The organism is Bacillus sp. Brlt_9 (assembly GCF_051948935.1).
Taxonomy (GTDB): Bacteria; Bacillota; Bacilli; order Bacillales; family Bacillaceae_G; genus Bacillus_A.
Genome location: NZ_JAYJLO010000004.1, coordinates 107411 through 119666, shown reverse-complemented (window position 1 = coordinate 119666; position 12256 = coordinate 107411). Strand labels below are relative to the sequence as shown.

The following is a 12256-nucleotide window of genomic DNA, read 5'->3' as shown; positions in this document are numbered from 1 at the left end:
TAAATCAATTCTTCACAAATTATATATTATGTAAAGTTGTAAGTATGTCATTAAGCGTCAACAACTGCTAAAAATGGCTGTTGAAAGTATGGGGATAAGTGGTATTGAAAATTTTACTGATTTAAGACTTAACCGGATAAAAACTAAAATCTTTCTAGTTAATGTATATAATAGATTACTTATAGAAGGAACACCTAATATTTCTTGTAGAACCTTTGCGACTGCTGGATCTGGTTTAATAATATGAATTAATTCTTCTTTATAATAAAACATAATGTATAACTCTTTTTCTAGATAGTTAAAAATGGTTATTTTATCTAATTGAGGTTGGTTTATTCCTTGAATTGATTAAGTTATTATTAATGTTATTTGTATATATTTATAATAATTTTGAGTGGCATTCAGAGGTGCTTATGCTACTAAAAATCTATTTGAATGTATTTCTGCACATTCTCTAGATAAAAGTAGCCTTTAATTCTTTGAAGATAAATTAAAACTAGCTAAAATTCATATTTTATATATTTTATTAGTATTAATCAGTAAGAAAGACATGTTGGTAAGGGAGAGAAATGAGATGAATCGAACTTATGAAGAAAGCGCATTATTTGAACATAAATTTTGGCTTAGAGTTCTTGGAGACCATGCACAGTTCCTTTTAGATGCATTAGCTCCAAAAGAAACTGGAGATATTCAAAGAGCTATATATTTTGTAGAGAAATTTGATGGGTTTTTAAGTCGTATTAATACTGTTAGTTTAATTGAATTTGCGAAAGATGTTAAACAATTGGCAGAAGAGATTAGGCAATTTAAGTTAAGTATTATACAAAAGCAATTAGAAGGAAAAATAATTATTCACTTTACTCCAACTTTTATTAACCATATGGTAAATGAAGTAGAAGAGTATATAACCGTATTAAAGTATTTAATAAAAGGAGAAATACCCCCTATTTTTCATGAACTACATTATCATCTTGTATGGTTAACGGATGCGGCTGGTCATGCTGGTTCAATTTCAGGTGAATTAGATCTTGTAGAGAAACGTTTGAAAGAGAAGAGTGAGATGTACGCCAAACACTTTGAACAGTTTTATTTAAAAGCTGTTGAAATGACGGGGTATTTACGTACAGAGCTTAAGCATTTTCCAGCTTTGAAGAAATTTACGCAAGATGTTTCATTAGAACTTAATTTATTTTCGCATTTTCTTCATGAAATAGAAGAGTTAGAATTATCAGAGCAAATATTAAGTTCATTATCCGCAAGAATGGCAGACCATATGGCAAGAGAAGAATGCTACTACTTACTAAAATTAGCACAATCATCTGGAGGAGAGAGGCCAAAGTGTAATCCTCTTTAAAAGAAGGTAAAAAAAGCCACAATTATTTGGCTTTTTTTTCGTTTATTCCTCTTTTATTCTTTTCTTTCTGTTGTTTTACTTGTTCAATGCTAGCATTTAATGTTTCCATGATATTAATGATGTTTTTGGTTGGAGATATGATTTCGTTCTTTTCTTGTTTCTCAATTTTCTCTTCTATAAGCTTAAAAAGCGCCTCTTTATATTCATCTGCATATTCTTCGGGTTTAAATGGAGTGGTAAGGTGATGAATTAGATTCATGGCAGTAGTTAATTCTTGTTTTTGTATTGGGTTTTCTTCAAACTTAGGAAGATCAGGCATGTTTTTTATATTTCGAATCTCATCAGGATAATGGATAGTCTGTAGAATAAGTCCTTCTTGAAAGCTACGAATAATAGCTAGATGCGGTTTCTTACGGATAGTAATATGAATAAGACCAAGTTTATTTGTTCTCTCTAATGATTCTTTTAGTAACAAATAGGGCTTTTCATTCCCATTGGTAGGACCAATAAAATAGGAACGATCGAAAAAAATTGAATCAATCTCATCATTTTGGATAAAAGATGAAATGCGAATAATTCGCGGCTCATCTTTTTTTCGTAGTGTTTCTAATTCTTTATCATTAATAATTATATATTTATGCGGCGCATATTCATAAGCTTTCACAATTTCTTCATCGCTTACTTCAGTTTCTGTACAATCAGGAGCAATTTTTTTATACTTAATTGGAGTAAGACATTCTTTATGAAGACTTAAAAATTTAATATCTTTTTCTTCGACAGCACTATACAGTCTCACACCGATACTTAACAAACCAAGTGAAAGAGAGCCTTTCCATACCGTATGCATTACAACTTCTCCTTTCATAAAAAGAAAATGAATAGCTATATTATGAGGTAATAAGAAATATCATATGCATTCCTTATATTTTTTATATTTTGGGAGAGAATAAAAAAACTTTAAAAGGGAGGTTTCAACAATGCAATTAGCTACTCATGAGTTACGTGATTTAAGTGAATTAATTGCTGGCTGTTACAATACAATTAATACGATGAGTACATACATTCAGCAAGCACAAGATTTAGAATTAAAACGATTATTACAGCAACATTTTCCACTCCATGTGGCAGACTATAATTTAAAAATAGAATTTGTCCAAAGCCAGAGTACGCCCGATATTGAGCGTTTTCAGCCCTCTAAGTTAAATCCAGGGTTGGTTTCTTATGTAAAAGCACCTATTGAACAATATCCACCTGTTGTACCTAGTATAAACGGAGCACCTCCGAACGATCGAGCAATTGCTACGGGCTATCTCTTAAATCAAAAATCAGCTGCATTAAATTATGCTGGAGCTTTATTGGAATGTGCAAATCCAAATTTGAGGTCTTTTTTAGAAAAAACCTTTTTAAATAGTAGTAGACATGCGTATGATATTTGGCAATACATGGTGAAAAAAGGTTACTATCCATTATCACCAGCACCAGATTCTGAAATAAAAGCTATAGCAAGCATTTATCAGCCTATTAATAAGCAATTACAATATTATAATTAGATTTATTGGATAAATCCGAACAGTAAAAATACTATTGTTCAGCTTTATTTTATAGAGGCAGTAATTAAAGATAACTAAGAGCTTCTGGCAAAAAGAAAGTATTTATAGGCTAGCCCTTAAAATGAGAAACTTTATTTCAAACTTAAATATATTTATTTTTTTAGTAAAAAAGATAAGATCTTGGATTTAATCTTATCTTTAGCACAAAAAACAACTGATATTAAGTAATTAACAAGGAGTCCTTTAAGGTTTCAAAATAACTTTTATACAATCGTCTTCACGATTATTAAATATTTGATAACCATAACTCACTTCTTCAAGGGGAATATGTGATATGAATAAAAAAGCAAGAGTAATTGTACCTGTGTCCTTTAGAGGAGAAAAATGTATGTTGTTTAGAACAACACACATAAAAAGAAAATCAGGTCATAATTATTGTTAAACGAAGTCTATGTAAATATATAAAAAGGGATAAGTAAAAAGTACTTATCCCAAGAAGGGAGATCCAAAACACCAAAATGGTTCGTATTAGTTGACAGGTGCAAAAGTAGTATATGTGAAATGAAAAATCTTATACAGAAAATCAGATAGCATTTTATTCTACCCGCCAAGTTTAGAAATTTATTCATGATTTCTCGAAAAGCAAAAGTACAGCTCCTGTTTATAGATATTGTTTTTAAAGGTGAGAAATTTATACGTAAAAACGGTAGACAAAAATTATCTATTTAATGAGATGGAGGTTTTGAAAAATAAATAGTCACACCGTTTTTATATAGAGGTGTGACTGGCAAGTTATGATTGTCTATTTATGTTGTACAAACTTTACCATTAAATTAGCAATTATATGTTGTTCCTGTTCATCAGCAACTTTCCAAAGCTCAGCTAATAATTTTTCTTGATCATTTCGCGCCTCTACTTCATTTGCTAAATAATCCCCTACACGGAATGCCATATCTGAAACAGCCTCACCAGCAATCCCTTTTCCTTCTGCTTGTTCTAAGCGCTCTCCTAAAAAGCTTTTCCATTGATCAAAATTGTCTAGTACTGACATAATTAATCACCTCACTATTAAGTAATAGATTCATACTTAATTTGTACAATTTCTTATTTTCTATGTGCAAATTTTTATTTTAACAATGTGAATCACCATTCAGCTCAATTAATTTGGTTATGGTGTAGCAAATTTAAACTATTAGAAAGAAATTTTCAAACCTGGCAATATTGGTACTAATACTTAAAAAAAGGTGTGTGCTCAGTATGAAAAAGAAAATTAAGAGTTTACCATTACTTTAAGAATACTTTAGTCCTGATGAGCGAAAGTTTATTTTGCTTCTATTCTTAAGTCGATGAGCATGTGATGGTACCTCACCATAGGGTTAATCATAAATGTAATCCAAAATGAAATTCTTTGTATTCGGTCCATCTCAAATAAGATTGCAATTATTAGAACCTAGATTCTCCTTGATAAAAGAAGACATATTTTTATGGAATATAGGAAAAAATTTAGAATGTATTACTTTGCATATTGAAATTTGTCAAAAGAAAAGGTGATTGAATGGAATTTTCTAATGAAAGTATAGCTTATCATGCTGGAGATATTGTCTATATTTTTTACCGAAATCCCCATGCTCAAGATGTAGCAAATATACAAGCCGCAGCAGTTGTAAATAATCCTGAGAGACCAAATGAGTTAGCTTTATTTCTTTACGAAACTTATTATCCACTAACAAATGAGATGGCTGTTTATTCTACTGAGGAAGAGGCAAACCAAGCTTACACATACTATTATGGGGATACTTCAGAGGGGGTGTTAGAATGAACAACTCATTTATGCCTAAGCTTGTATATTTTGAACCCAAAGCATTAGATTATCCATTAGGGAAAGAGCTTTATGAGAAGTTTTCAAAGATGGATGTTGAAATTCGGCATACTACTTCCCACAATCAAGTAAGAGACCTACCAGGCGAAAACGATTTTCAAAAATATCGAGTAGCAAAATCTACTCTTGTCGTAGGGGTTAGAAAAACACTAAAATTTGATACTTCAAAGCCTTCAGCGGAATATGCTATTCCCTTTGCAACAGGGTGTATGGGACATTGTCATTATTGTTATTTACAAACAACGATGGGAAGTAAGCCATATATCCGTACTTATGTAAATGTTGACGAAATTCTAGAAGCTGCTGACAAATATATGGAGGCTCGTATACCTGAATTAACAAGGTTTGAAGCCTCGTGTACATCAGATATTGTAGGAATTGATCATTTAACTCATACTCTTAAACGTGCAATTGAGCATTTTGGAGAATCTGAGTATGGAAAGTTGAGATTTGTTACAAAATTTCATCATGTAGATCATTTGCTTGATGCAAAACATAACGGAAAAACTAGATTTCGTTTTAGTGTAAATGCTGATTATGTTATTAAAAATTTTGAGCCTGGGACTTCTCCGTTAGCTAAACGAATTGAAGCAGCAGGAAAAGTAGCCAGAGCAGGATATCCGCTAGGTTTTATTGTGGCTCCTATCTATATTCATGAAGGTTGGCAGAAGGGATACTATCATATGTTTGAACGTCTTGACGCTGAATTACCCCTTGATGTAAGAGATGATATTACATTTGAATTTATTCAGCATCGTTTTACAAAGCCTGCTAAGAGGGTGATTGAAAAAAATTATCCTATGACAAAATTAGAATTAGATGAAGAGAGAAGAAGATATAAATGGGGAAAGTACGGAATTGGTAAATATATTTATCAAAAAGAAGAAGAAGAGGATATAAAAAATCATCTATATTCTTATATGAAAAAATTTTTCCCAAATGCAAAATTAGAATATTTTACATAATATAAATTCAGATTCTTAATATAAGAAGTGTAATTAAAAAATATGCGTTCAAAGGTCAAAATTACATGTATGTTCAATTAGCTTATTTATTAATTACATGCTAGTTGGAGCGCATCAATTTTTTAGGAGCATATAAATTTAAGTAATTACATTCATTCATAAAAACCTTGTTGCATATGAAGTGTAGCAAGGTTTTTATGAATTTGTTTAATACTTGTTTCACGAACGTTTATATTAGTTAATACTTTATTTTTTTAACCAACGTAAGACATATTATTTGTTTGGATTTAAAAACCCAAGAGCTTTGTAAAAAACTTGTTGGCCTGTTAGTGTATTCATTTTAAATTGAAATTCATGTCCCAACTCTCCAGAAACATTTTTATCAAAGAAAAGCTTATCTACTGGTACTCCCTTACAATACATAAGCTAATGCTTTGGCTTGATCTTTGAATGATGCAGTATTTCCAACAGTAATAAATGTTGGTGGATAATCTTTTGTAACGTGTTTAAATTTGGAGTGTATTTCTATTTAAGGGAATATTTTTCAAAATATGTAATACCGATTCTCATTTTTACATCTACATTAAATATAAAATGATCATCTCATATTATGTTTAGTATGGATATATTAAGAAAAAACATCCTGATTAGTCAATATGACAAAAATGTAATGTTAATGAAATGTAATTCAACTGACACTATGAATGAAATTATATAAAATAAATTACATAAATAATTAGGAGTTAAAGCATTCTTATAATGACAAAGGGGAAGTATCCATGAGAACTATATTAAGTGTGGAAAAAATCGAGAAATATTACGGTAATAAAGATAATGTAACAAAGGCTATAGATAATATTAGCTTTAAGATAGACGAGGCAGAGTTTGTTGGGATAATGGGACCTTCAGGAAGTGGCAAAACTACATTGCTTAACTGTATATCAACAATTGATCATGTTACTACTGGAAAAATAATAATAAATAATAGTGATATTACTCGATTAAAATCAAAGTCACTAGATAAGTTTAGAAAAAATGAATTAGGGTTTATATTTCAGGACTTTAATTTATTAGATACTCTTACCGCTTATGAAAATATTGCTTTAGCGTTAACGATAAAAGGTGAGGAAAGTTCAACAATTGATGGGAAGGTAAAGTCAGTAGCAAAATATTTAGAAATTGAACAAGTATTAAACAAATACCCGTATCAAATGTCAGGAGGACAAAAACAAAGGGTTGCTTCGGCAAGAGCTATCGTAACAGAGCCATCTTTAGTACTTGCAGATGAACCGACAGGAGCATTAGATTCTAAATCAGCTAGGTTATTACTTGAAAGATTTGAAAGTCTAAATAAGGATTTGAAAGCTACAATACTTATGGTTACGCATGATGCATTTACAGCAAGCTATGCTTGTAGAATTCTTTTTATTAAAGATGGGAAAATATTTAGCGAGTTAGTAAGAGGGAATGATTCCAGAAAAGAATTCTTTACTAAAATTATCGAAGTTATAACCCTTCTCGGAGGTAATGATAATAATGTATTCTAAGGTTGCTGCCCGTAATGTAAAGAAAAGCTTTAAGGATTATGCGATATATTTTTTAACACTAACACTGGCTGTTTGTATATTCTATAGCTTTAATTCATTAGAATCACAAAAGGCACTTATGGAAGTTGAGACTTCAGGTAGATCATTTGTCGCTACTTTAATGAATATTATCTCACTTGTTTCCGTATTTGTATCTGTAATATTAGGCAGTTTAATCTTGTATGCAAATAATTTCTTAATTAAAAAACGTAAAAAAGAATTAGGACTATACATGACTTTGGGTATGGGGAGAAATACCATATCCAGAATATTGGTAACAGAGACATTTCTAGTTGGTATTATATCTTTAGTGAGTGGGATTATACTAGGTATTGGAGTATCACAGGGATTATCTACATTTGCATTAAAGTTATTTGATTTGCCTATGAATACATATAAATTTGCAATTTCAACAGGTGCTATAGGTAAAACTGTATTATACTTTGGAATTATGTTTGTACTTGTTATGTTATTTAATGTATATGTTGTTTCCAAATACAAAATAATTGATTTGTTGATAGCAAGTAGAAAAAATGAAGAGATAAAATTAAAAAATCCTATTATATATTTCATAACATGTATTTTATGTGTAGTATCACTTGGATTTGCATATGGCATTGTACTAAAGATTGGATTAGATTTTGAAAATCGTATGCTCATTGTAGCAATCATTCTTGGCATATTAGGTACATTGTTGTTTTTCTTCAGCTTATCTGGATTTATTTTATTTGTTGTAAAGAAAAATAAAAAAATTTATTTTAAAGGGTTAAATATTTTTATATTAAAGCAAATGAGTAGTAAAGTGAATACTAACTTTATATCAATGGCTGTAATCTGTTTGATGTTATTTATTACAATGGTGGTTTTATCTACAGGAATAAGTTTTAAAGGAAATATAGAGGCAAGAACTATAGAAGCAGCACCATTTGATGCTAGTGTAATGTTGGTAAATAAAGATGAGAATTACAACATAGAAGACGTATTAAAGACATTAAATTTTAAAATAAGTAATAACGAAAAATATGTATCTTATAATCAATATGAAACAGGGATGAAAGTGGCTGACTTTATACCAGAAGTACCTAAAGATTATAAGAATAGCAATGTGGATTTCATTAAAGTATCTGATTATAATAAAGTTTTAGTATTTAAAGGTGAAAAAGAAATACATTTAAAAGATAATGAAGTTTTACTTTTATCTAACAGGTTGAATAATCCGATAAATGAAAAGTTGAAAAATAGTAATAAAATAAATATAAAAGGAAAAGAGTATGTAGTAAAAAATACTAAAGCTATACAAGAAAATCTTCAAACTATGAATAGGTTAACTACTATATTCACAATCGTTACCAATGATGAGGTTTTATCAGGACATAAAATTTCCACATCTGTACTTAATGTAAATTATTTAGATGGAAATAGAGAAAATTTCAATAAAAAATATGATCAAATTGAAGCGGGATTTAATTATTATAATAAAGATCAACATATGAATATTAGATTTGTATATGGTTTATCAAAGGATAGTGTTTTTGAAAAAAATAAGGGGATATCAACCATTATACTGTTTATCGGCTTGTATTTAGGTATTGTATTTTTAATAACGAGTATGGCTGTGTTGGCTCTTCAACAATTATCAGAAGCCAGTGATAGTATAGAGAGATATAAATCTTTAAAGAGAATTGGGTCAACTAGAAAAATGATTGACAAAACAATTTTCATTCAAACTGTATTTTACTTTAGTCTTCCAGTTATTCTTGCCTTAATTCATTCAGTAACTGGAATTTATGTAGTCAATAATTTTATAAATTTGTATGAAAATGCAGATATTAGTTTTTCAGCGTTCATGACTGCGTTAATCTTTATCGTAATTTATGCAGGATATTTCTACACAACATATATTGGGTATAAAAATATTGTAAAAAGCAATAGTTAATTTTATAATGCTCAATAAGGCTATTACATCTTGTTTTTCAAGGTGTAATAGCCTTATATTCTATATAGGGAGGGAACAGTCATGAAAAAAATCATTCTTATTGAAGATGATGAAATTATAAGAGAAGAATTACAAATTTTTTTAAACAAGTATGGATATGAAGTAAAGGCTCCCGTAGATTTTAATCATATTATCGAATATGTGGAAAATGAAAATGCAAGTCTTATATTGCTAGATATAAATCTTCCTGTGTTCGATGGCTATTATATATGTAGAGAAATACGTAAAACTTCAGATGTTCCAATTATAATGGTTACAAGTAGAGATAGTGATGTTGATGAACTAATAAGTATGAATTTAGGAGCAGACGATTTTATAACAAAGCCTTATAATACAGAAATATTATTAGCAAGAGTAACAAGTATTTTAAGAAGAGCACATGGAGGCGTAAAGACGAATAACCTCTTGCATTATAAAGATTTTAATTTGAACCTTTCGAATGCAACGGTTACTTATCAAGACAAATCCGTAGAGTTAACGAAAAATGAAGTGAAGATACTCTCATGTTTAATAAATAATCGCGGTAATATTGTAAAAAGAGATTCACTTATGGAATCCTTATGGAAATCCGATTATTTTGTGGATGATAGTACCTTAACTGTTAATATAAATAGACTAAGAAAGAAGCTTGAAGAGATAGGTATAGAAAACCCAATTGAAACAAGAAGAAGGTTAGGGTATATAATGCCATGAATATAGGTGAATTTATTAAAGATAAAATGGTAGTAATAATATCAAATGTACTGATATTTATTATACTGGCTAGTATATTGCTGATGGCGAATGTTCAGTTCATTATAATATTTTTTGCTTTTTGTATTTGGTTTTTTCCATTGATTTCATATATGGCTATGGAATTTATAAAGTGTAAAAATTATTATAATGAGATTAATGGTATATTAGAAAATTTAGATAAAAAATACCTACTTCCGGAGGTAATAGAGGAAACAAATTTTATACATGGGGAAAAAACTAATTCTATACTTAGAGAAATTAGTAGGGATATGCATGAAAATGTAAAAAAATACAGAGATATGCAAATGGATTACAGAGAATATATAGAGACATGGGTGCATGAAATTAAGACACCAATTGCTTCTACAAAGCTAATAATTGAAAATAATCAAAATGAAGTAACGAATAAAATTGACTCTCAAATGGATCGAATCGAGGGATTTGTAGAACAGGTTCTGTATTATTCTCGAAGCAATAACGTTAATAAAGACTATATTATAAAGCCAATCAACCTTGATAATGTAGTAAGGAATGTAATTAAAAGAAACTATAGGGATTTTATTCATAAGAGAATAAAATTAGATATACAGGATATTGATGAAATTGTATATAGTGATGGAAAATGGGTTGAATTTATTATGAATCAAATAATAGGAAATTCTATAAAGTACTTAAATAACAAAGAATCAATGATACGTATATATTCAATTAAGAAAGCTAACTCAGTAATGCTAACCATAGAGGATAATGGAGTAGGGATAATACCTAAAGATATAAATAGAGTTTTCGAAAAAGGATTTACTGGAGAGAATGGAAGGAAATTTAGCAAAAGTACAGGAATGGGCTTGTATTTATGCGAAAAACTGTGCTCAAAATTAGGATTGAAAATTGGCATTGAATCCGAAGTGAATAAAGGAACTAGAGTTACATTAATATTTCCTTTATCAGGTATGGTAACATTGGAGCCTTATTTATAAAAGTGATGTAGTTATTTTCCCACGTATCGTGGATGAAGTATATAAACCAATAAAAGAAAAAACAAAAAAGAGTTGGTTCCGTCAACTCTTTTTTTTATTTTATCCTAGTAAATAAAAACAGTTTAGATATGAAGAACACCTTTTATAAAATCATGAAGGAATATGAAGTAGTAAATTAGGAATTTTCTTATAAGGTATACCGTCAACGCTTTAACGAAACAGTAACAAACTATCCGAATTTAGAATTTATGTATATTTTGATTGGTGGCACAGAATGATTGTTTCAAAAAGGATGACATAATTATATTTAAAAGATTATACATGTGATTCTTTTACTATCTAACAAAAATGTAATGTTAATGTTATGTTAATCCATCGCAGATTCCGTAGAAAAGGCGCAGAATAAGAAGAGTAAAAACAAGCTTAGGAGGACAACGATGAGCAAACCAGTTGTAGACGTAAAAAACGTTCAAAAAGTGTACGGTAAAAAAGGTGAAAGCCAGTCACATGCGTTAAAGGGAGTATCATTCTCGATTCAAGAGGGAGAATTCGTTGGAATTATGGGACCATCTGGTTCAGGGAAAACAACGTTACTAAATGTAATTTCAACATTAGATAAATCAACTGGCGGTATTGTTGAAATTGCTGGTACGGATATTACAAAGATGAAGCAAGGCGAACTTTCAGATTTCCGCTCTCAAAAATTAGGATTCATCTTCCAAGACTTCAACTTACTAGAAAACTTATCTGTTTATGAAAACATTGCACTTCCACTTTCACTTCAAGGTGTTCCATCACGTAATATTGGAGCAAAAGTCGAGAAAGTAGCGGGTATGTTAGGAATTACAGAAATACTTCAAAAGTATCCATCTGAAGTATCTGGTGGACAGAAACAGCGTTCAGCAGCAGCGCGCGCATTAGTGCATGAACCAGCAATTATTTTAGGAGACGAGCCAACAGGAGCGCTTGATTCTAAAAATGCAACAAGTTTACTCGATGCAATGACAAACTTAAATAAAGATCAAGGTGTATCTATTATGATGGTTACACATGATCCCTACAGTGCAAGTTACTGTCAGCGTATTTTATTCATTCAAGACGGCGAATTATATAAAGAAATTCATAGTAGTGGTACGCGTGAAGAGTTCTATAAAGAAATTTTAGATGTACTTGCGGACTTAGGTACACAAAAAGCATAAGAAAGGAGGTTCAGG

The 12256-nt window shown here is 30.0% G+C and carries 11 protein-coding genes and 2 pseudogenes; 9 read left to right on the top strand and 4 right to left on the bottom strand.

Features of this window, described 5'->3' with window-relative positions; translation table 11 throughout:
* Positions 1 to 192 precede the first annotated feature (192 nt).
* A pseudogene (locus tag VF726_RS17110) lies at positions 193 to 273 on the bottom strand (manganese catalase family protein); the annotation flags it as partial.
* 301 nt (positions 274 to 574) lie between these two features.
* On the opposite strand from VF726_RS17110, the gene VF726_RS17105 reads away from it, so the two are divergent.
* Positions 575 to 1354 (top strand): DUF2935 domain-containing protein, encoded by a 780-nt coding sequence (locus VF726_RS17105; RefSeq protein WP_440170456.1) that lies wholly within the window; start codon positions 575 to 577, stop codon positions 1352 to 1354.
* A 22-nt stretch (positions 1355 to 1376) separates the two neighbouring features.
* Here VF726_RS17105 and ku read toward each other — a convergent pair whose 3' ends face one another.
* The gene (ku, locus tag VF726_RS17100; RefSeq protein ID WP_440170454.1) at positions 1377 to 2201 is read right to left on the bottom strand and encodes a non-homologous end joining protein Ku; all 825 of its coding nucleotides are present in this window, start codon (positions 2199 to 2201) and stop codon (positions 1377 to 1379) included.
* 130 nt (positions 2202 to 2331) lie between these two features.
* Here ku and VF726_RS17095 point away from each other — a divergent pair, with 130 nt between their 5' ends.
* Positions 2332 to 2904 (top strand): spore coat protein, encoded by a 573-nt coding sequence (locus tag VF726_RS17095; RefSeq protein ID WP_440170451.1) that lies wholly within the window; start codon positions 2332 to 2334, stop codon positions 2902 to 2904.
* 802 nt (positions 2905 to 3706) lie between these two features.
* On the opposite strand, the gene VF726_RS17090 is transcribed toward VF726_RS17095, so the two are convergent.
* Positions 3707 to 3955 carry a DUF3243 domain-containing protein gene (locus VF726_RS17090; protein WP_087981107.1) on the bottom strand — a complete coding sequence of 83 codons (249 nt, stop codon included), beginning with the start codon at positions 3953 to 3955 and terminating at the stop codon, positions 3707 to 3709.
* A gap of 504 nt (positions 3956 to 4459) precedes the next feature.
* Here VF726_RS17090 and VF726_RS17085 point away from each other — a divergent pair.
* Both VF726_RS17085 and splB read left to right on the top strand, forming a co-directional pair.
* Entirely contained in the window at positions 4460 to 4723 is a 264-nt protein-coding gene (locus tag VF726_RS17085; protein WP_087981106.1) for a transcriptional regulator SplA domain-containing protein, read from the top strand.
* Positions 4720 to 5748, top strand: a complete 1029-nt coding sequence (gene splB, locus VF726_RS17080) for a spore photoproduct lyase (RefSeq protein WP_440170449.1) — start codon at positions 4720 to 4722, stop codon at positions 5746 to 5748. Before VF726_RS17085 ends, splB begins: the two co-directional genes overlap by 4 nt.
* A 273-nt stretch (positions 5749 to 6021) precedes the next feature.
* On the opposite strand, the pseudogene VF726_RS17075 reads toward splB, so the two are convergent.
* Positions 6022 to 6277, bottom strand: a pseudogene (locus VF726_RS17075) (alpha/beta hydrolase); the annotation flags it as partial.
* Positions 6278 to 6527: 250 nt separating this feature from the next.
* Here VF726_RS17075 and VF726_RS17070 point away from each other — a divergent pair.
* The 5 genes from VF726_RS17070 (at position 6528) to VF726_RS17050 (ending at position 12241) form a co-directional block, all read left to right on the top strand.
* The gene (locus tag VF726_RS17070; protein ID WP_440170447.1) at positions 6528 to 7295 is read left to right on the top strand and encodes an ABC transporter ATP-binding protein; all 768 of its coding nucleotides are present in this window, start codon (positions 6528 to 6530) and stop codon (positions 7293 to 7295) included.
* A complete protein-coding gene (locus tag VF726_RS17065) occupies positions 7285 to 9270 on the top strand; it encodes an FtsX-like permease family protein (protein ID WP_440170445.1) in 1986 nt (661 codons plus the stop codon). The genes VF726_RS17070 and VF726_RS17065 overlap by 11 nt, the downstream gene beginning before the upstream one ends.
* An 81-nt stretch (positions 9271 to 9351) precedes the next feature.
* Positions 9352 to 10023 (top strand): response regulator transcription factor, encoded by a 672-nt coding sequence (locus VF726_RS17060; protein ID WP_423117840.1) that lies wholly within the window; start codon positions 9352 to 9354, stop codon positions 10021 to 10023.
* Positions 10020 to 11042, top strand: coding sequence for a sensor histidine kinase (locus tag VF726_RS17055; RefSeq protein ID WP_440170442.1), 1023 nt, complete (start codon positions 10020 to 10022; stop codon positions 11040 to 11042). Before VF726_RS17060 ends, VF726_RS17055 begins: the two co-directional genes overlap by 4 nt.
* A gap of 437 nt (positions 11043 to 11479) precedes the next feature.
* Positions 11480 to 12241: an ABC transporter ATP-binding protein gene (locus VF726_RS17050; RefSeq protein WP_440170439.1), complete on the top strand. Its 762-nt coding sequence runs from the start codon at positions 11480 to 11482 to the stop codon at positions 12239 to 12241.
* Positions 12242 to 12256 lie beyond the last annotated feature (15 nt).